The sequence below is a fragment of the Hahella sp. NBU794 genome, assembly GCF_050749805.1.
Classification (GTDB): domain Bacteria; phylum Pseudomonadota; class Gammaproteobacteria; order Pseudomonadales; family Oleiphilaceae; genus Hahella.
In genome coordinates this window covers 4,965,609-4,985,915 of sequence record NZ_CP192738.1, presented here as the reverse complement: position 1 = coordinate 4,985,915, position 20,307 = coordinate 4,965,609, and the positions used below count along the sequence as shown (strand labels likewise).

General features: G+C 55.7%; 20 protein-coding genes. 7 read left to right on the top strand and 13 right to left on the bottom strand.

Annotated features, from left to right (window positions below; translation table 11 throughout):
* Positions 1-122: 122 nt before the first annotated feature.
* The 3 genes from ACQYWX_RS21760 to ACQYWX_RS21750 form a co-directional block, all read right to left on the bottom strand.
* Positions 123-1,049, bottom strand: coding sequence for an alpha/beta fold hydrolase (locus tag ACQYWX_RS21760; protein WP_431686329.1), 927 nt, complete (start codon positions 1,047-1,049; stop codon positions 123-125).
* Positions 1,050-1,196: 147 nt separating this feature from the next.
* Entirely contained in the window at positions 1,197-1,895 is a 699-nt protein-coding gene (locus ACQYWX_RS21755; RefSeq protein ID WP_216739804.1) for a hypothetical protein, read from the bottom strand.
* A 112-nt stretch (positions 1,896-2,007) separates the two neighbouring features.
* Positions 2,008-3,456 carry a PLP-dependent aminotransferase family protein gene (locus ACQYWX_RS21750; protein ID WP_431686328.1) on the bottom strand — a complete coding sequence of 483 codons (1,449 nt, stop codon included), beginning with the start codon at positions 3,454-3,456 and terminating at the stop codon, positions 2,008-2,010.
* 116 nt (positions 3,457-3,572) lie between these two features.
* Here ACQYWX_RS21750 and ACQYWX_RS21745 point away from each other — a divergent pair, with 116 nt between their 5' ends.
* Positions 3,573-4,238, top strand: a complete 666-nt coding sequence (locus ACQYWX_RS21745; RefSeq protein WP_216739802.1) for a pyridoxamine 5'-phosphate oxidase family protein — start codon at positions 3,573-3,575, stop codon at positions 4,236-4,238.
* Here the strand turns inward: ACQYWX_RS21745 and ACQYWX_RS21740 are convergent.
* The 9 genes from ACQYWX_RS21740 to metG all read right to left on the bottom strand — a co-directional run bounded on the left by ACQYWX_RS21740 (position 4,225) and on the right by metG (position 13,991).
* A complete protein-coding gene (locus tag ACQYWX_RS21740) occupies positions 4,225-4,827 on the bottom strand; it encodes a phytanoyl-CoA dioxygenase family protein (RefSeq protein WP_431686327.1) in 603 nt (200 codons plus the stop codon). The genes ACQYWX_RS21745 and ACQYWX_RS21740 overlap by 14 nt on opposite strands.
* Entirely contained in the window at positions 4,827-5,462 is a 636-nt protein-coding gene (nth, locus tag ACQYWX_RS21735) for an endonuclease III (RefSeq protein ID WP_216739800.1), read from the bottom strand. The genes ACQYWX_RS21740 and nth overlap by 1 nt, the downstream gene beginning before the upstream one ends.
* A gap of 84 nt (positions 5,463-5,546) precedes the next feature.
* On the bottom strand, positions 5,547-6,257 hold the full coding sequence (locus ACQYWX_RS21730; protein ID WP_216739799.1) for an electron transport complex subunit E: 711 nt from the start codon (positions 6,255-6,257) through the stop codon (positions 5,547-5,549).
* 54 nt (positions 6,258-6,311) lie between these two features.
* Entirely contained in the window at positions 6,312-6,968 is a 657-nt protein-coding gene (gene rsxG, locus ACQYWX_RS21725; RefSeq protein ID WP_279507945.1) for an electron transport complex subunit RsxG, read from the bottom strand.
* Positions 6,969-6,977: 9 nt separating this feature from the next.
* Positions 6,978-8,018 (bottom strand): electron transport complex subunit RsxD, encoded by a 1,041-nt coding sequence (rsxD, locus tag ACQYWX_RS21720; RefSeq protein ID WP_431686326.1) that lies wholly within the window; start codon positions 8,016-8,018, stop codon positions 6,978-6,980.
* A gap of 3 nt (positions 8,019-8,021) precedes the next feature.
* A complete protein-coding gene (rsxC, locus tag ACQYWX_RS21715) occupies positions 8,022-10,508 on the bottom strand; it encodes an electron transport complex subunit RsxC (RefSeq protein WP_431686325.1) in 2,487 nt (828 codons plus the stop codon).
* A 17-nt stretch (positions 10,509-10,525) separates the two neighbouring features.
* A complete protein-coding gene (gene rsxB / locus ACQYWX_RS21710; protein WP_431686324.1) occupies positions 10,526-11,119 on the bottom strand; it encodes an electron transport complex subunit RsxB in 594 nt (197 codons plus the stop codon).
* A 13-nt stretch (positions 11,120-11,132) separates the two neighbouring features.
* Positions 11,133-11,714, bottom strand: a complete 582-nt coding sequence (rsxA, locus tag ACQYWX_RS21705; protein ID WP_011395801.1) for an electron transport complex subunit RsxA — start codon at positions 11,712-11,714, stop codon at positions 11,133-11,135.
* A 231-nt stretch (positions 11,715-11,945) separates the two neighbouring features.
* Complete coding sequence (gene metG / locus ACQYWX_RS21700; RefSeq protein ID WP_431686323.1) at positions 11,946-13,991, bottom strand: methionine--tRNA ligase; 2,046 nt, start codon at positions 13,989-13,991, stop codon at positions 11,946-11,948.
* A gap of 256 nt (positions 13,992-14,247) precedes the next feature.
* Here metG and apbC point away from each other — a divergent pair, with 256 nt between their 5' ends.
* The 6 genes from apbC to ACQYWX_RS21670 all read left to right on the top strand — a co-directional run bounded on the left by apbC (position 14,248) and on the right by ACQYWX_RS21670 (position 19,471).
* The gene (gene apbC / locus ACQYWX_RS21695) at positions 14,248-15,345 is read left to right on the top strand and encodes an iron-sulfur cluster carrier protein ApbC (RefSeq protein ID WP_431686322.1); all 1,098 of its coding nucleotides are present in this window, start codon (positions 14,248-14,250) and stop codon (positions 15,343-15,345) included.
* 116 nt (positions 15,346-15,461) lie between these two features.
* Positions 15,462-16,028: a dCTP deaminase gene (gene dcd / locus ACQYWX_RS21690; protein ID WP_216739791.1), complete on the top strand. Its 567-nt coding sequence runs from the start codon at positions 15,462-15,464 to the stop codon at positions 16,026-16,028.
* Between the two features lie 88 nt (positions 16,029-16,116).
* Positions 16,117-16,773: a class II aldolase/adducin family protein gene (locus ACQYWX_RS21685; RefSeq protein WP_216739790.1), complete on the top strand. Its 657-nt coding sequence runs from the start codon at positions 16,117-16,119 to the stop codon at positions 16,771-16,773.
* Between the two features lie 77 nt (positions 16,774-16,850).
* A complete protein-coding gene (locus ACQYWX_RS21680; protein ID WP_431686321.1) occupies positions 16,851-17,447 on the top strand; it encodes a YjaG family protein in 597 nt (198 codons plus the stop codon).
* 127 nt (positions 17,448-17,574) lie between these two features.
* Positions 17,575-18,024: a DUF3592 domain-containing protein gene (locus ACQYWX_RS21675; RefSeq protein WP_431686320.1), complete on the top strand. Its 450-nt coding sequence runs from the start codon at positions 17,575-17,577 to the stop codon at positions 18,022-18,024.
* Between the two features lie 190 nt (positions 18,025-18,214).
* Positions 18,215-19,471 (top strand): valine--pyruvate transaminase, encoded by a 1,257-nt coding sequence (locus ACQYWX_RS21670; RefSeq protein WP_127972648.1) that lies wholly within the window; start codon positions 18,215-18,217, stop codon positions 19,469-19,471.
* Positions 19,472-19,534: 63 nt separating this feature from the next.
* Here ACQYWX_RS21670 and ACQYWX_RS21665 read toward each other — a convergent pair whose 3' ends face one another.
* Entirely contained in the window at positions 19,535-20,236 is a 702-nt protein-coding gene (locus ACQYWX_RS21665; protein WP_431686319.1) for a DUF3108 domain-containing protein, read from the bottom strand.
* Positions 20,237-20,307 lie beyond the last annotated feature (71 nt).

Below are 20,307 nucleotides of genomic sequence, written 5' to 3'. Positions count from 1 at the left end.
GTTCTAGCTGAGGGCGCTAATGCGCAGACGCGCCAGCTCATGGTAGAGGCGCAGCAGGGACGCTGGCAAGCTGTCTGTTCACCCTAAACACAATGGCTGCAAATGAGGCTGGCGGGTGAATATCAGGCTTGCTCGCAGGCGTTCCCAGGACGAGCGGCGGTTTGTCCAACGTGTTGCAACACAACTTTGGCGACGCGGGCTATCAGCGGGGAAGGGAAGTCGTGGCCCATGCCGGCGATGATTTCAAGTTGCGCGTCACGGATGTTGCGGGCGCAGGCGACGCCCTCAGAAAGAGGGATGAGCGAATCCTCATCGCCATGGATGACCAGCGTTGGCGTGATGATGCGCTTTTGCAGCTCAACCAAAGAGCCTTCGGCAAGAATGGCGCTGGCTTGTCTCTGCAGTCCCTCGTGGTCGACGCTGCTTCTGTCGAGCACTTTACCTACTCGCTGTAATAACTCTGATCGGGAGGATGGATAGCTGCGACTGCCAATACGCCGTATCTGACTGATTTTGCACTCAATAACCTCCGCCCGCAACTTGGGGCGCGTCGGCTTGATTAGCGCCAGCAGATTGGCCGGATTTAAGGCGGGGAGGCGGCTAAAGCCAGGAGCGGACATGATGGAAGTCAGACTGAGCGCCCGTTCAGGATATTTGGCGGCGGCGATTTGCGCGATCATACCGCCCATGGATGCGCCGACAAGATGAGCGCTGGCGACCCGCAAGTGATTCAGCAGACCTATGGCGTCGTTGGCCAGGTCGCTCAGTGTGTAAGCGCTTTTCACCCGCAAACCGAACTGCTTGCGGAGAAAGTTGGTGACTGGACGGGCATGTCCCGCGCCATCGCTTTTGCTGGAGAGGCCAATATCCCGATTGTCGAAACGCACGACGAAATACCCGTTTGCAGCCAGGCGTTCGCACAGAGCGTCCGGCCACACCAGCATCTGAGCGCCAAGGCCCATGATCAGCAGAATGCAGGGATCTTTTTGTGAGCCAAAGGTTTCATAGGCGAGCTGGATATCGCCGATAGCAGCATATTCAACAGTCATTTTTTGTACAACTTGGGCGGGGTTGAAACTAAATCACCATCAAATTGTAATATTGATGCTGTATAAGAGCACGCTGTTCATAAAAGATTCAATTTACTGTCATCTAACTGTCACTTGAAACTCTTTGCTATGAACAGCGCGTTTCGCTTAGGCGAAGCTTTGGGTGATGGCGCCCATTAATGGGCCCTGGCCAAAGTTGCGGGTGTTGCGGTTTTGATTCACCCAGGAGCGAAACATCTCCACATATTCCCCTTTGCGCCAGTCATACAGAAACTGGCAGAGAATCACTAACGCCATATTGCCGCAGTTGCCGGTCAGGCCGCTGACTCGGGCTTCCATGTCCGCTGGCCGGAAGCTGTAGAAGTAAGGCGTGTCGGAAGGAGAGTGCGGTCCCAGGTCGGATCTGCCGATAAGCGATGTGATCAACCCATCGAAATCCTGGGCCTGATTCTGAGTGACGTTGATTTCGTAACTGATCGCCGTTGGGTCCTGAATCATGGCGAAGTCGTCGTACCATAATCCTCTGACGGTGATGTTGTTGCCGCGGGTTGTTTGTAACAATCCGGCGAGCAGGTAGGACTCAGGATTAAATCCCACCACATGGGTGACGACGCCTCCCTGGCGAACGACCAGAGCGGTATGGCCATTCTTGAAGTAGCCGACGCAGCCTTTCGGTGATTGCCAGGAAAAGGTGGACCATAAACGATACAGGTTGCTGGCGCCGGCCCCTTCCTGCTGAACATTCAGCCGGCGAGGCGTGTGCCGCAGCCAACCTTGCCAACTGGAGACGGCGACCAACCCGACGGAGTAATCTTGGTTATTTCCGTTATTAGCTTGAACTGTCATGCGAATATCCCTATTGGTTATTGTTTTTGTTAAGGAAACCGTTGCTTCCACAACGACTTCATCATGCCTGCAATCGGATTGGCTCGCTGTTTCGAATTGTATACGGGGCTATTTAGAACTCTCGCAATGTCCGTTTGATTATCCCGACTCCCTGTGTGATCTCCGTTGGCGTCAGGGTCGCGAATCCCAGTAGCAGACCTGCTGCGGGAGGCTCTCCGTGATAGAACGGGTGTATGGGATAAACGCGTACGCCTTGCGCTTGCACGTGCTCTATGAACGCGGAAACGGCGCTCAGCGGCAGGCTGGGCATCCAACACACCAGATGCAGGCCGGCGTTATCGCCCTCCACCAGAATCTCTCTGTCGCCCTCCTGGCGCTGTAACGCCGTCGCCAAAGTCTGTTGGCGAATAGCGTAGCGTTTACGCATTCTGCGCAGATGGCGCTCGAATTCACCCGTTTGCATAAACTCGGCGAGGATATGTTGCTCTAACCAGGGGGAGTGGCGATCCGTCACTTGTTTGGCGTAAGTGAGCGGCTCCAGCCAGCTTTTGGGGAGCAGCAGATAGCCCAGTTTGATGGCGGGGAACAGGACTTTGGAAAAGGTGCCGGCGTAGATAACCCGATCGTGATGATCGAGTCCCTGTAAAGATTCAATCGGCTTGCCGCAGTACCGAAACTCACTGTCATAATCGTCCTCGATAATCCAGGCGTCGTTCGCCTGCGCCCATTCCAGCAACGCCAGCCGCCTGCGCAGGGACATCACGCAGCCACTGGGAAATTGATGTGATGGCGTGACATAGACCAGCTTGGGCGCTTCCGCTCCTTGTGGCAAATCCTCTACTTTTAACCCTTCCTCGTCGACAGCAATGGGAATCAACTTGGCGCCGAGAGCGGTGAGCAACTGTTTGACTCGGGGATACCCCGGGTTCTCCACGGCAACCTTGTCGCCCGGATTGATCGCCAATCGCGTAATCAGATCGAACGCCTGTTGTCCGCCGGAGGTAATGGCGACTCTGTCGGGATGGCTGCGGCATGCGCGATTGAGTTGCAGGTAAGCGGATATCGCCTCCCGCAAGGCCGGTAATCCCAGCGTGTCGCCATAATGGCGGCCTTGCCGGTACGCCCAGTGACGAGCGGACTTTCTCCAGATATGTTGGCTTTTCTCGTCAAGATCCACATTGCCATACTGGAAATCAATTACCGTCGGCGGCGGGATGGCTTTGACGGGACGCTGGCGCATGAGGGCCTCACCCCAGGAAGACAGGGTTGGTGCTGGACCAGAGTGATGCGTCTGTGGCGGCGAGGCGGCGGGGAAATCCACGCCAGGCAACGGTGAGGCCACATAACAGCCCGATCCACGACGACTGACGATATAACCTTCGCTCAGCAACTGGTCGTAAGCGCTGGTGACAGTGGTGCGGGACAGGCCTCGCGAGTCCGCCATGCTTCGGGAGGACGGCAGGCGTTCTCCTTCCGGCAGCAGGCCCGCCAGAATGGACTGCTTTAACTCTTCATACAGCGATAGATAGCGAGACTTCGCATTTTGCGTCGGAGCGGTCATCTTCTTTCTCTAAAGTGGACTCTTTATAAAGGTTTAAAGTGGACATTAATAGATGTCCAATTTCAAGCTAATCTGCCTGCATCAATAGCTTGATGTGATTGGAAGGAGTAAGTTCGATGACTGACGATGTACTGCCCATAACCCCCAAGACCGCCTTCACCCGCAAACGGGACCGGGCGGGTTACGATCGCCGCGATATCTACAGTATCTTGGATGCGTCTGTTCTGTGCCATGTGGCGTTTATGTTTGACGGCGCGCCCTTTGTGTTGCCAACCGCCTACTGTCGCTACGGCGATAATTTGATTGTGCATGGCGCGGTAAATGGTCGTCTGTTTAAAAGCCTTGCAGACGGGCGTGAGGCGTCCGTCTGCGTCACGTTACTGGATGGTCTGGTGCTCTCCCGGCGGGCGTTCCATCACTCCATGAACTATCGCAGTGTTGTCTTGTTTGGACAGTTCGAGGCGATAGAAGACCCGGATATGAAGAATGAAGTGCTGAATGCTTTGGTGGACCACATTATTCCCGGTCGCTGTTCGGACAATATCATCCCCAACACGCGCAACGAAGTGGCGGCGACGGCGGTGTTGGCCATGCCGATAGTGGAAGCGAGCGCTAAAGTTCGCAGCGGCCCACCCAGAGACAAAGAAGAGGATATGGATCAGCCGGTCTGGGCGGGCGTGGTGCCCATGCGCACGGTGTATGGAATGCCGGAAGTGGACCCGGAAACCCGCAGTGACGCCAGGATGCCGGATTACCTGCGACACCTGACTACAGGGCAGTAGAGATTAGCTTGCCCACTGCGCGCCGGCTGGCAGCGGATAGTCGCTGAATTCTACGTGGAGAATACGACGCTGGTTGGGCGTCGTTCCCTTGCTGGATACGTTCATGGGATAACAGTCCCTCGCGGTGAGACCCTGGGATGACTTTCAAGCAGCCGTTGCTCTCGTCAGTAGGGTCCAGATGGATGCGAAACGCCAGCATGCGCTCCAGCGTCGCAATAGGAGGCTGCACGTGCAAAACGCCATCTTTCTCAGACCATGGCCCCCAATCTGGCGCATCAAACCGTGCTTTGACGCAAACGGTTCTATCCTGATGCCAGGTCACCAGCCAGTTTTTTCGCGGCGACTTATTGAACAGGATTGTCCGGACCTGCTGTGGAGCGCCCTCTAAATACCGACAGGCCAGCCGTGTGAGGTCGCCGCCGGCCAGCCACTCCTTCAGCGTTGCATACTTGCGATCTGCGTTACGCACGCCGGAGCCGGAGTTAACCTCATCATCACGGGCAACTTCCTGCAGGATTGCGTTGATCAATGACGCAGGCAGTGCGTCCCGCAGCCATTCAAAACCATCGTGGTGGAAGTCGAACGTCATCAATCCAGCACTTTTTCTTTGAATTCGCACAGATCGGAGATGACGCAGGCGCCGCATCGAGGTTTACGGGCGGTGCAGATATAGCGGCCGTGTAGGATCAGCCAGTGATGAGCGTCCATCAGGTATTCCTTGGGGACGTGCTTCATCAGCTTGTGCTCTACTTCCAGCACGTTTTTGCCGGGGGCGATGTTGGTGCGGTTGGAGACCCGGAATATATGTGTATCCACCGCCATGGCTGGCTGGCGGAAAGCAGTGTTGAGCACGACATTGGCGGTCTTGCGGCCGACGCCTGGCAACGCTTCAAGGGCTTCCCGGGTCTGCGGCACTTCTGAGTCGTGCTGGTCGATCAGGATTTTGCAGGTCTTGATGACGTTTTCCGCTTTGCTGTTGAACAGGCCGATGGTCTTGATGTATTCCTTGAGGCCCTCCACCCCCAGCGCGTAAATAGCTTCCGGCGTATTCGCCACAGGGTAAAGCTTGCGGGTGGCTTTATTAACGCTCACATCGGTGGCCTGAGCGGACAGAACCACCGCAATCAGCAGTTCAAAGGGGGTGTTGTACTCCAACTCCGTGGTCGGGTTGGGATTTTCCGCTTTTAAGCGGGCGAATATCTCCGCTCGTTTTTGCTTATTCATCAGTCTTCTTATGGCTTGTATTCACAGTCGAATGCGCCGCCCCATTTGTAATGTGGCGGGCAGCGAGAGAGACAGCCGCGCGCGTCAGGATATCTTTCCTGTCACCCGCACGCGTTTGCCGCCGGAGACAGGCTTCTCCAGTTTCACCGCAGCGGCTTCCTTCATACGTTTATCGATCACATTTTTTAGCGCAATCAACAGGCCCATGCCGACAAAGGCGCCGGGAGGCAGCACGGCAAACAGAAAGTCAGGGTAGTCGGCGAACAACGCAAGCTTCCAGCTCCGCGCGGATTCGCCAAACAGCAGATCCATGCCTGAAAACAGCGAGCCTTGTCCTATCACTTCACGCATGCCGCCCAGCACCATCAGCACCAGACTGAAACCCAGACCCATCATGAAGCCGTCGAGCATGGAAGGGAGAATCGGATTCTTGGAAGCGAAAGCGTCTGCGCGTCCAAGAATGGCGCAGTTGGTGACGATCAGGGGAATGAAGATGCCGAGAATTTCATACAGCTCATAGGCGAAGGCCTGCATCAACAGCTCGGCGCAGGTTACGAAAGAGGCGATGATCATGACGAATGCGGGCAGGCGTACGGATTCAGGCACGTAGTTGCGGATCATGGAAACCGCGGCGTTGGAGCCGGTCAGCACCAAAGTCGTGGCCAATCCCAGGCCGATGGCGTTGACCACGGTGCCTGTCACCGCCAGCAGGGGGCAGAGGCCCAGCAGTTGCACCAGCGCCGGGTTGTTTTTCCACAATCCGTCCCGAACTATTTCTTGATAGCTTTTCGCCATTATGCAGATCCTGGACTCATTCGGTCATTCATGTTCGATACGCTCGCCGTCTGGCTATTCCTGTGTCGCAGTTGCGGTATTGACGCCGCTATTGCTACGCAAGAGTTGATCGCGATGGCTTTGAAAATAGGTTAGCGCATTACGCACAGCCTTCACTACCGCTCTGGGCGTGATAGTGGCGCCGGTCATTTGATCAAAATCGCCGCCGTCCTTTTTCACCTTCCAGCGGTCTTCCGCGGGAGAGCTGAGCGACCGACCGGGAAACTGCTCCACCCAGGGAGACTTCCGCGCTTCAATTTTGTCGCCCAGCCCGGGGGTTTCCTTGTGGGCGGTGATGCGGACGCCTTTAACCGTTCCATCAGGTTGTACGCCGACGATGCCCTGGATTTCGCCGGTGTAACCATCCGGCGCGACAAAGGGCAGAATCACCGCCACTGGCGAGCCGTGAAGGGTGGCCAGATAGGCTTCCGCTGTGTCTTTGGCTCCGAGCAGAGGGTCTGGATGCAACAGGATGGGGGCCGCCAGCATGTCGTTATCGTGCTCGGTACGTGGAACGACTTCATACAGCGCCTTGGCGCGGGCGTGCTTTTCCGCATCTGCGATACGATCAGCGGTGCTGACTTGAGTTACCGCGATCAAACCGGCGGTCACCACGGCGAATATCGCAAGTCCAATGCCGCCCCGAATAATGGATGCCTGTAATGCGTTCATGGGCGTCTCCTAATCCTGTTTCACGCCGCGACGGGCTTTGCGGTGTCCGTAAGTGCGGGGCTGGGTGTAGTAGTCCAGGAACGGCGCGGCGAAGTTCATCAACAACACGGCGAACGCCACGGCGTCAGGGTAGTTGCCCCAGGTGCGAATCAGGTAAACCAGAATGCCGACGCCAGCGCCATAGTAGAGTTTGCCGAGTTTGCTGGTGGCGGCGGAAACCGGGTCGGTGGCGATGAAGAAGGCGCCCAGCATAGTTGCGCCAGCGAGCAGGTGCAGCTGCAGCGGCGCATATTTATCTTCATCCCAGCCCAGTAGCAAAGAGCACAACGCCATCGCGGAGAGCATGCTGACTGGAATATGCCAGGTAATAATCTTGCGCCAGATAAGCAACAGTCCTCCGGCGAGGAAGGCCAGATTGACCCACTCCCAGCCCAGCGCGGTGCGCGCGCCGAAGACAGGCATGGCGAAGACTGCTTCCGAAGTGCCGGCGACGATTTCGTGTTTATAGGTGTCCAGAGGCGTGGCCATGGTGTAGCCATCCACGCCGATTTCCGCTCCCCAGAAGATGTGGGCGAAAGCGTCCACGAATCCTGGGATTTCCGCCAAGGGACGCGGCGTCGCCCAGTTAGTGGTCATCGCGACAGGGAAGGACACCAGCAGCAGTGCGTACCCCACCATGGCGGGGTTGAATGGATTATTGCCCAGACCGCCGTAAATCTGTTTGGCGAAAATGATGGCGAACGCCGTTCCAACAAATGTCACCCACCAGGGGGCGTAAGGCGGCAGCGCCAGACCCAGCAACACCCCGGTGAGAACGGCGCTGTAGTCCCGCAGGTAAAAGGCCAGTGGCCGTTTGCGCAGCGTCAGCACAAAGGCTTCCGCCGCCACGGCGGTTAACGACGCCAGAATGACGTTGATTAGGGTTCCCCAGCCAAAGAACCAGGTCATGGTCAGCAATCCGGGCACGGTGGCCAGGATCACCCACTGCATGATGGCGGTCGTGCGCGCAGGGCCTTTCAGGTGAGGGGAGGTGATGTGAAGAAATGCCATGGATTAAGCGCCCGCTCCGTCAGTACTGGTCTGATTTTCCGCCGCGTCGCCGCGAGCTTCGTTAAGTGTGGCGCGGGCGGCGGCGACCCGGTCCTGATTTTTCTCCACCGCTCTGGATAGCTTCGCCACTTTCGCTTCGTCCATAGGGGACTCCTGTTGGGCTTCGCGGAGCATGTTCTGCATCATGGCGAGTTTATCCTGCGCTTTTTCCAGTGCAGAGGTCAGAGCCTCGATTTCCTCTGGCGAGGCTGCTTTGACGCCAGCGCCGCCGGCTTGTGTCCGGGCGTCTTCCAGCGTTTTTTGCGCTGCGGCCAAACGGTCCTGGTTCTTTTCCACTGCGCGCTGCAATTTGGCGATTTTGGCTTCGTCCGCCGGCTGCTCCGCTCTGGCGTCGTCCAGCATGCCCTGCATCATGTTTAACTTGTCGCGGGCTTTTTCCACCTGAGACGTCAGTTCTTCCAGGTTGGGCTCCGGCGGCTTATCGGTTGTTTTATCCGTCGGGGCTGACTCTGCTTCCAACTCCGCCAGCTTCGCCTTGGTTTTCTCCACGGTTTCGGTCAATTGCGCCGCGCGCTGCGGGTCCGTCTCGCGACAGGCTTCTATCGCTTGCGTCAGAGTCTTTATTTTGTCCCGGGTGCGGGCGATAGCGCGCGCCTGTTGCTCTGGGTCCGCCTGTGTCGCTTGCGTTGCGTTTGAAGCGGCTGGTATCCCTTGCGCAGAGTTCTGGGCGTCGTGAAGGGCTTTTTCCGCCGCCGCCAGGCGTTCTTCGTTTTTGTCGATCGCGTTGCGTAGCTTTTCCTGCATGGCGGCATTGGCTCCATCTGATTCCGCCAGCGTCTCGCGCACTTTTGCCAGCTTCTCCCTGGCCTTGTCCACATTGGTCTGCAATTCTGCGATATTGACCTGGGCCTGGGCCTGGGCCTGGGCCTGGGCCTGGGCGGGAGCTGGTGCGCGCTTGGCTTGGGCGCGCTTGATAGCGGCTTCTATCGCTGCTTTCTTCGGATCTGCTTCCGCCGGCGCGTCCTGTTGCTGGGCCGCCTTTTCCGCCTGGGCTTTAGCTGCGGCTTCCGCACGGGCCTTGCGCTTGGCTTCTTTCTCTTCTTTCTCGCGTTCAAGACGGGCTTGTCGGAATTCGAAACGCTCACGCGCCTTGTCGGATTTCTGCTGCTCCTGCGCTGTCACCCGAATTTGATTCTTGGCGTAACGGTAGTATTGCACCAGCGGAATGCTGCTGGGGCAGACGTAAGAGCAGGCGCCGCACTCGATGCAGTCGAATAAGTTATAGTTTTCCGCCTTGTCGAATTCCTGGGCTTTGGCAAACCAGTAGAGCTGTTGCGGCAGCAGTTCCGCGGGACAGGCTTCGGCGCAAAGGCCGCAACGAATACAGGCCTGAGCGGGATCGGGTCTGGGAAACTCCTTGGCCGACACCGCCATAATGCAATTGCTGGTCTTCACCAGCGGCAAGTCTGGGTCCGTTAAGGTGAACCCCATCATAGGGCCGCCCATGATCAGGCGATCCGTTTTGCTCGCGTCGAATCCCGCCTGTTGCAACAGGTCGGACATGGGCGAGCCTAGTAAAACTTCAAAATTACCGGGCGTAGCGACGCCATCGCCTGTCACTGTGGTGATGCGAGAAATCAGCGGCTCGCCGAAACGGACCGCGCGGTACACTGCCGCAGCGGTGCCTATGTTTTGGCACATCACGCCGATATCAGCGGGGATCTTGCCGTGGGGCACTTCCAGGCCAGTCAGGATTTTGATCAGTTGCTTTTCGCCGCCGGAGGGATATTTGGTAGGAATCACAACCACTTCGATATGAGTGCCGGAGGCGGCCTGCTTCAGTGCGGCGATGGCTGACGGCTTATTGTCTTCGATGCCGATCAGACACTCTTCAGGCTCCAAAAGCTGCGCCATGATTTCCATGCCGCGGATGACTTCGTCGGCGCGTTCCCGCATCAACATGTCATCGGCGGTGATGTAAGGTTCGCATTCCGCCGCATTTAATATCAGCGCATTGACCTTGTCGTTGCGAGGCGGGTGCAGCTTGATCGCTGTGGGAAACCCTGCGCCGCCCATACCGGCGATACCGCCCTGGCGAACACGCTCCAACAGCTGCTCTGGGCTAAGTGACCGATAGTCTTCGCATGGCGTCAGGTGCGTCCAGGCGTCTTCTCCATCCGTCTCGATCACAATGCAGACATCGCTGAGGCCGGAAGGATGCGGTACGGGTCGTCTTTCCACGGCTGTCACTATGCCGGAAGAGGACGCATGAACCGCTACGCTGACTGGTCCTTCCGCCGCGGCGACGACTTCGCCCTTCAACACTTTTTGACCGGGCTCCACCAGGGCTTTGGCGGGCTGGCCAATATGCTGGCTCAGGGGGAGTATCAGCGTTTTCGGCAGCGTCGCCTTGCGGATTGGTCGGCTGGTGGATTGGCTTTTATTTTCCGGAGGGTGTACGCCGCCGTGGAAATCCCAGATTTGTCTCATGCTCAGGCCTTACTTCCTCACGCCGCCATACCGTTATTCTGATCTGTCGCGATGATCGCGCCGTTATTCGTCGGCGGCTTGGGCATGTCCCAGGCCCAATCGCGGATGCCGCTGGGGGCTGGGACCATATCTATACAGTCCACAGGACAGGGATCGACGCACAGGTCGCACCCCGTGCATTCGCTGACGATCACTGTATGCATCTGTTTGGCCGCGCCGAGAATGGCGTCCACTGGACAGGCCTGGATGCATTTGGTGCAGCCGATGCACTCATCTTCGCGAATATAGGCCACCTGTTTGCCTTTGCTTTCACCGTGTTCGGAATCCAGCGGTACCGCTTCCACATCCAACAGGTCCGCCAGGGCGGTGATGGTGGCTTCGCCGCCGGGAGGGCATTTATTGATGGCGTCGCCGTTGGCGATAGCTTCCGCATAAGGGCGACAGCCGGGGTAACCGCACTGTCCGCATTGGGTTTGCGGCAACAGGCCGTCTATCTGGTCGACGATGGGATTGCCTTCCACTTTGAATTTGACGGAGGCGAAGCCAAGCACGGCTCCGAAGGTAAGCGCCAGCGCGGAGAGCGCCAATACGGCTATGACGACAATACTCATCTGCGGAAGGCCTCTAGATATTAACCAGGCCGGTGAAGCCCAGGAACGCCAGCGACATCAGGCCGGCGGTGATCATGCCGATGGCTCCGCCCTTGAACGGTTCAGGCACATCGGCGGCGGCGATGCGTTCACGCATGGCGGAAAAAAGCGTCAGCACCAGGGAGAAACCGACAGCGGCGCCGAACCCGTACAGGATCGACTCCATGAAATCATTTTGCTTTTTGATGTTTAACAGCGCGACGCCGAGCACGGCGCAGTTAGTGGTGATCAGCGGTAAAAAAATACCCAGGACGCGATATAGCAGGGGGCTGGTTTTTTTGATCACCATTTCCGTGAACTGGACGACGACTGCGATCACCAGAATGAACGTAATGGTTTTTAAGAATTCCATGCCGAGAGGCGCCAGCAGGTATTCGTACGCCAGATAACTGCACAACGAGGATAGCGTCAACACGAAGGTGGTGGCCAGGGACATGCCCATGGCGGTTTCCAGTTTGTTGGATACGCCCATGAAAGGGCACAAGCCCAGGAATTGGACCAGTACGAAGTTGTTGACCAGTATGGTGCTCACCAGTATCAACAGGTATTCAGTCATCAGCGCCTCTTATTCAGGATCTTCACCAGCTTTATCCTAATGCTATCCAAAGCGTCGCTTATGGAAGCCCGCCGCGCAACAGGTCGCCAGCTCCCGGAATTCCCTGACTCTGGCGGTTATTATCTGGTTGTGTTGCAGTGCGTTCAAGGCTGCGCCAGTCGCTCTTGCGCGGATTTAGCGCAAATTTGAGCCAGCGCAGCAAAACGGCGCCTGAAAGCGCCGTTGTGTCGGTTATTTAACCTGCATGCCCGGCTGCGCGCCGCTGTCCGGCTGCAACAACCAGATGTCTTTGCCGCCAGGGCCCGCCGCCAGCACCATGCCTTCGGACATGCCGAACTTCATCTTGCGCGGCTCCAGGTTGGCGACCATGACTGTCAGGCGGCCCACCAGATCTTCCGGCGCGTAGGCGGATTTGATGCCAGCGAATACCTGACGTTGTTCACTGCCGATATCCAGTTGCAGGCGCAACAGTTTGTCTGCGCCTTCTACATGTTCTGCGGAGACGATTTTAGCAATGCGCAGGTCGATCTTGGCAAAGTCGTCGAACTTGATCGTTGGTGCAATCTCCTCTTCGGATTTCGCCTCTTTCTTATCCTTTTTCGCTTTGCCGTTGTCTTTTGGCGCCTGCGCCATGTTGTCTTTAGAGGCTTCCACCATGGCGTCCACGGCCTTTGGATCAACCCGGGAGATCATTGGCTTGAACTCATTGACGGCATGGTCGGTCAGCGGCTGCAACGGTTTGTTCCAGACGATGGGCGCGTTCAGGAATTCTGCGGAAGCCGCAGCGACGCCTGGCAGCACTGGGGCCAAATAGGTGATCAGGATGCGGAACAGGTTCACGCCGACAGAGCAGACGTCCAACACTTCCTGTTCTTTGCCTTCTTCCTTCGCCAGTTTCCAGGGCGCTTTTTCATCGATGTACTTGTTGGCCAGGTCGGCCAGCGCCATGATTTCTCTCACCGCTTTGCCAAATTCGCGATCTTCGTACGCCTGGGCGATAAAGTCGGATTTGGACAGGAACTGCTCAACCAATTCAGGCTCGCTGATCTGAGACGACAGTTTGCCTCCCGCTTTGGTGATGAACTTGGCGCAACGGCTGGCGATATTAACCAGCTTGCCAACCAGGTCAGCATTCACTTTCAGCGTGAAGTCCTGCAGGTTCAAGTCCAGATCGTCCACGTTGGAGGTCAACTTGGCGGCGAAGTAATAACGCAGGTACTCCGGATTCAGGTGCTCCAGATAAGTCCGCGCCATGATGAAGGTGCCGCGGGATTTGGACATTTTGGCCCCGTCCACCGTCACAAAACCATGCGCATAAACGGCGCTGGGCGTTCTGAAATCCGCGCAGCTCAGCATGGATGGCCAGAACAGCGCGTGGAAGTTGATGATGTCCTTGCCGATGAAGTGATACAGCTCGGCGGTGGAGTCTTTCTTCCAGTATTCGTCGAAGTCCAGATCCGCACGACGCGCGCACAGATTCTTGAAGCTCGCCATGTAGCCAATCGGCGCGTCCAGCCAGACGTAGAAGAACTTGCCGGGTTGATCTGGAATCTCGAAGCCGAAATAGGGGGCGTCGCGAGAGATGTCCCACTCCTGCAGGCCAGCGTCCAGCCACTCTGCCAGCTTGTTGGCGATCTGTGGTTGCAGGGTCCCGCTACGGGTCCACTTCTGTAGAAACTCCTGGAAGTCAGGCAGTTTGAAGAAGAAGTGCGTGGACTCTTTTTCAATGGGCGTCGCGCCGGAAATGGCGGAACGGGGGTTGATCAGCTCGGCGGGCGTGTAAGTGCTGCTGCAGACCTCACAGTTATCGCCGTACTGGTCTTCCGCTTTACATTTGGGGCAGGTCCCTTTAATGAAACGGTCTGCCAGGAACAGGTTCTTTTCCGGGTCGTAAGCCTGGGTGATAGTGCGCGTGGCGATCTTACCCGCGTCCAGACAGGCCTTGTAAATATAGGATGACAGCTCCCGGTTTTCTTCCGAGTGCGTGGAGTAATAATTGTCGAACTCGATCAGAAATTCTGCGAAATCGAGACGGTGGTCGGCGTTGACCTGATCGATCAGTTGCTCCGGAGTAATGCCCATCTGCTCGGCTTTAAGCATGATCGCTGTGCCGTGCGCGTCGTCCGCGCAGACATAGGTGCATTGATTGCCGCGAAGCTTCTGGAAGCGCACCCAGATATCGGTCTGGATGTATTCCAACAGATGCCCCAGGTGAATAGGGCCGTTCGCGTACGGTAAAGCGCTTGTGACGAGAATTTTTCTAGGCTCTCCGGACATAATTCTTTCCGTTATTACTCATATAAGGCTTGTCGCCAAGCCATGGACAATAGCCGTCGACGCTGGTGCGTCGGCGATGGTGACAAAACGCGGGACGGATGTCGTCATCAGGATTCCCGCGAGGGGCGCATATGATACCGTTTGGAAGCCTGATTTTCATCCTGCCGGGCGCGATTAAATTGAATAAAACCATACTGATTCAGTATAGTATTGCCCCATCTTTCCTCTATATATCCCACCTTTTCCGGAGAACAGAATGAGCAGCATTGACAGATCTGCAGTGGAAGCCGCCATAAAGGGCTATAAGGACCCCTATCTGAAGGAAGATCTTTTCGCTATCGAAGCGGTAAAGTCACTGGATATTCAAGGGGATACCGTCAAGCTGGAAGTGGAGCTGGGCTACCCGGCGGCGGGCGTCGCCGGCGGGCTGAAGCAGATCGTCGGTTTGGCGATTGAGGATGTGGATGGCGTGGAGCGCGCAGAGGTGAACGTCGGCTGGAAAATCCTGCCGCATCAGGCGCAGCGCAATCTGCAAAATATCAAAAGCGTGAAAAACATCATTGCGGTCGCCTCCGGCAAGGGCGGCGTAGGGAAATCCACCACCGCGGTGAATCTGGCGTTGGCGCTGCAGAAAGAAGGCGCCAAGGTGGGCGTGCTGGACGCCGATATATACGGCCCCAGCCAGGGCATGATGCTGGGCGTGGCCGACGGCTCCCGTCCTGATGTACAGGACGGTCAGTTCTTCATCCCGATTCGCGCCCATGGCATGCAGGTGATGTCCATGGCGTTTCTGGTGACGGAGAAAACGCCGATGGTGTGGCGCGGTCCCATGGTCAGCGGCGCACTTCTGCAATTGCTGACGCAAAGCCTGTGGGAAGATCTGGATTATCTGATCGTGGATATGCCTCCCGGCACTGGCGACATTCAGCTCACGCTGGCGCAAAAAGTGCCGGTGACCGGCGCCGTCATCGTGACCACGCCGCAGGATATCGCGCTGCTGGACTGCAAGAAGGGCATTGAGATGTTCCGTAAAGTGGATATTCCGGTGCTGGGCGTCGTGGAAAACATGAGTATTCATATCTGCAGCAACTGCGGCCATCACGAGCCCCTGTTTGGCGCTGGCGGCGGCGAGCGCGTCTCGGAAGAGTACGATACGGAACTGTTGGGGCAATTGCCTTTGCACATGACCATCCGGGAGCAAACAGATTCAGGGTCGCCAACGGTAGCGGCGGAGCCGGATTCCGAGGTCGGCCTGATTTATCGGGATATAGCGCGCAAGCTGGGGGCGATATTGTCGCAGCGAGCCAAAAATCAGGCGCAGATGTTTCCTGAGATCATAATCAAATCGGACTGATGTCCCGTTAATAGTTGATATAGCGCGCTGTTCCGGCATGGGGCCTTTGTCTAAAACCGGCTATCCATGTATGATTGCGCGCTTATCGATCAACCTGTGCAGAATGAGTAAGAGTTATGGCGATTAAGTCGGATAAGTGGATTCGTAGAATGTCCCTGGAGCATGGCATGATCGAGCCGTACGAAGGGAACCAGGTGCGCGAGTCGGAGAATGGCAAGATCATCTCCTACGGCGTTTCCAGTTATGGCTACGATGTCCGCTGCAGTAACGAATTTAAAATTTTCACCAATGTCCATTCTGTCACCGTTGATCCCAAGGCCTTTGATTCGAAGAGTTTTGTGGATTTCGTCGGGGACGTGTGCATTATTCCTCCCAATTCTTTCGCCCTGGCGCGCACAGTGGAATACTTCCGTATTCCCCGCAATGTGTTGACCGTCTGTCTGGGCAAATCAACTTACGCCCGTTGCGGCATTATCGTCAACGTCACTCCGCTTGAGCCGGAGTGGGAAGGGCACGTGACATTGGAGTTCTCCAACACAACCAATCTGCCCGCGAAGATCTACGCCAACGAAGGTGTGGCGCAGATGCTGTTTTTTGAGTCTGATGAAGTGTGCGACGTCAGCTACAAGGACCGCGGCGGCAAGTATCAGGGACAAGTCGGCGTTACTCTGCCGAAAGCCTGATTTCTTTCTATGATGCAGGCGCTGCGCCGACGATAGGTCGGTTCGCCGCCTGCGGTGTTGGTGTCTCTCTGACGAATTGGTTCGCAACATGGCGCAAGAGGGTGTCATTAAATTTGATCTGCGGCACACGCAGCAACCGCTGCCTGAGCAATTGGATCTTAGCGAGCTGGAAGCCTGGCGAGGCGTGCTATTTGAGCATGGCCTGATTGGGCAAGACCCATTTCGTTATGACGGCCTGGGTTACGGCAACATCAGTATGCGAACCGGTCCAGAGAGCGCCTTTATCGTCACGGGAAGTCAGACGGGAGGCGTCTCTCATCTTGAGGCGAATCAGTATGCGCTGGTGACGGAAGCTGAGGTGGACGCCAATCGCCTGACCTCCCTCGGTGAAATCAAACCTTCCTCAGAATCCCTGACCCATGCGCTGTTATATGCGCTTGACCCTGAGATCAAGGCGGTGGCGCATGTGCATTCGCCGGAAATCTGGCATAACGCAGCGGCTCTTGGTCTGACGACCACGCCGGAGAGTGCGGAGTACGGCAGTATGGATCTGGTCAACGCCATTAAGTCATTGTGGCGTGACGGCAAGCTGAAGACGCCCGGCGTTTTTGTCATGTTGGGACATCAGGATGGCGTGGTGGCGTTCGGGTCCTCGTTGAGAGCGGCGACCGGCATTATTTTGAACGCCCATCATCAGGCTATATTTGGCGTTCCAACCTCACCCGGCGGAAACCGCCGTCTTTGATTTCCCTTATACTGGAGCCGAAGTATCCGGCCCATTCATTTAACTCTGACTAACTATTCCCGGTAAGGAGACTCCTGGTGGCGTCTTTAAAGCATTTTAAAAAACTCGAAAGTCTGCGCGGCTGGCGGCAAGTGGTATTTGTCTTATCTCTGGCGGAGCGGGCGACCCCGAACCTGAAGTTGTTCGTCGAGTCTCAGGAGTTGACGCTGTCCCGCGAAGTGAAAGGGGTTCTGGGCGCATTGTGGAAAACGGTGCAGGAAAACGCCAAGCTGCAAACTTTGCCCTACGTGGAAAAGCTGGAAGAGTTCCTCGATCAACTTGGAGATATTGACTCCTATGGCGCGCGCCCCGCGTCTGATTGGGCGCAACTGCTCTTGCTGGGACTGCAGTTGTGGGATGATGAGAAAAGCAAAAAGGCGCGTGAAGCTTCTGAAATCTCTTTCCGCACAGTGACGGATTTTGTTGAGTTTTCCGAAGGCGAGGGGCTTTCCGACGACGATCTGGTGGCCTTGTGGGATAAGCATCCCTTGGTGAAGGATGAATTAGCATTTCACGATGAGCTATACGCCAAATTGCAGGAGCTGCGCGCGCCTACTGCCGAGGGGTTGGCGGAGATACGTAAGCTGAGTCGCCAGGGTGGCGTGAGTAATATTGGCATCTCTCTAGACTCATAAGAGTGTTTTGGTCAGAACGGTCTGTGCCCGCTGGTGGCGTCTTTAGCTAATGTTCGCAGAGGCGAGAGTTATGCAGTGTTCTGTTCGGGTTGGCGTGCAATATCCCATTGAGGTATGAAAGCTCTACATGGACATTTTTGTAAGGGCAATTATTGTTGCGGCAGGATATTTAATATCAGGGGCTCTCGTATACATCGTGACTCTTTCTTTCTTGAGAGATAGAAAAGCGATGCGTTGGCCAACTGTAAAGGGTGTTGTAACGTCTGCTCGTGCAATAGTCACTGCCGACAGTGATGGGAACCCTATTTCAAGGGCTGAAATAGAATACGAATATAAGGTTAAGGGAAAGGTTTATACCTCGGATAGGATTAAGTTCGGCGTTATTGGTGATCATGATGCTTTGCTGCGTCGATATGGCGTTAAGTGTCCGGTAAAGGTGTATTACGATCCCACGAAGCCTTGGGAGGCGGTAATTGAGCCCAGTGGTAACGGGTGGACGGTGTTAGTTATCGCCTTATTTCTATATTGGTTGTGGTACTTGCCATGCAATCTTGCTGGCTTCTCATGCTCCGCGTAGATCGCTTGGCTGAAGGGTCAGCAGGCGTATCCGTAAAAATACAATTGTCTGCATTCAGCTAAAAATTGTAGTCTCTGACGCTCCCCGTGGAGGTTCTCTGCGGGAAAAAGCTTTAAACTAAATCTGGCCGGCGAAGTTTTCCGGTCGTCGGACGCCATTAAAATAATGAGTCGAGCGTAAGGGGAGTGTCATGTTGTTATCGGAATTTGGAACCAAGTTTACCAGGGAAGCTGGCATCAATTCGTTAATGGAGGATTTGGGGAACGCCCTTGCCGGAGGCGACATGATCATGATGGGGGGCGGCAACCCAGGCAACATCCCCGAAGTGCAAGCCGCGTTTCAAGACCAGTTGGCGCGCATTAGCGCTGACGCAGACGAATTCCGTAAGTTGACAGGCATCTATGACCCGCCTCAGGGTGAGAAGCAATTTATCTCCGCGCTGGCCGAGTTGCTGAGCCGGGAGTACGGATGGCCGATCAAGCCAGAAAACATCGCCCTTACCAATGGCAGCCAGTCCGCCTTTTTTATTCTCTTCAACATGTTCGCTGGTCGTTATCCCGATGGCGGACATAAGCGCATCATGCTGCCGATGACGCCAGAGTACATTGGCTATGCGGACGCTGGGCTCAGCGAAGATTTCTTTATCTCATCCAAGCCGACCATCGAAATGCTGGATGAGCATACTTTTAAATACCACGTTGATTTTGACCATCTCAATATTGATGAGAACGTCGGGGCTATGTGCGTATCCCGTCCGACCAACCCTACGGGCAATGTACTGACCGACAATGAAATGGCGCGCTTGATCGCGATGGCGAAAGAGCATGACGTGCCGCTCATTGTCGACGGCGCTTACGGCCTGCCATTCCCTGACTTGGTGTACATCGACGCCAAACCCGTTTGGGATGAGCATTTGATTCTGTGTTTGAGTCTGTCCAAGCTGGGCTTGCCGGCGGTGAGAACGGGTATCGTGATTGCTCAGCCGGAAATCATCAAAGCTGTAGCGTCGGTTAATGCGATCGTTAATCTGGCTCCGGGCAGCTTCGGCGCCATGTTGACCAAAGACTTTGTCCGTAGCGGCGAAATTCTGCGAATCAGTCGTGAAGTGGTTAAGCCATGCTATCAGGCCAAGGCGGAGAAGGCGGTGGCGACGCTGCATCGCGAGTTGGATGGATTGCCATTTGCGTTGCACAAAGCGGAAGGGGCTATGTTCCTGTGGCTATGGTTGCGCGATTTCCCGCTTTCCAGCCATGAGCTTTACCAGCGCCTGAAACAAAAAGGCGTGTTGGTGGTGTCTGGCCACTATTTCTTCCCGGGATTGCAGGAAGAGTGGGAGCATACTCATGAGTGTCTGCGTATTACTTATTCGCAGGACGAAGAGTTAGTGGAGAAGGGCTTGAAGATTATGGCGGAAGAGATCCGACGCCTTTATGCTGAAAAGTCCTGATTGATGAAATCCATGCTGGGCGAGTGCTTTCGCCCGGCACGGATGAGTAATAAAGAGTGATGCTTAAGGTTTGATTACCCGGTCGCCCACTTTGGCCTTTTCCAGATAGATTTCGTACTTCTCTCCATCCGGTTCAATCTGCACCATTTGCACCAGCAGGTAATTCCAGTCCTTAGCGAACCAGAGGCGGGTTTGGCGGTCGCTGTCCGGCTTGCGAACTTTTTCCACGACGATGCAGTCAATTTTCCCCAGGCGGGTATCCAGCTTTTCTTCGCCGACCACACTGAAGACGAATTCCTTGAGATGTCCGCCATCTGCGACCTTATAAGTCAGGTCGGTTATTCCTTTCGCCAAGTCCAGACGTAGCTGTAACTGGTAGCTGAGCTTGTCCAGTGTCTGCTCTGGAATGGTCATGCTCCATGGCTTGTTCTCAACATTGTTGCGAACGGACATCTTAGTCCAGTCGAAGTCCACGGTAGCTTTCTTGTCCTTGACCCAGCCGCTCCGTTCATAGGAGTAGTTGGTGGGGCGGATGTAGTCGTTAACCCATTGGAAATTAACGCGTTCGTTAATATCCACGATAAACGAGTTAACATCGAAATTGTACGACCAGGAGCCATCCTCAAGCTGTTTCAACTCCCTAACGGCGGTGCCGCGAATGGGAATGCCTTTCTTGTAGGAAGCCTTATATTCCGCCTTGGTGGGGATTAACTCCTGATTTGCGTAGGCCTGACTCGGCGCTGTTACTGCAGAGGCCGCTACCAAAAATAACGAACATGCAACAGGAAGCCTTAGTGTATCTGCGAGCGCCCTGAGGTGTCCCCGCATATATGGTT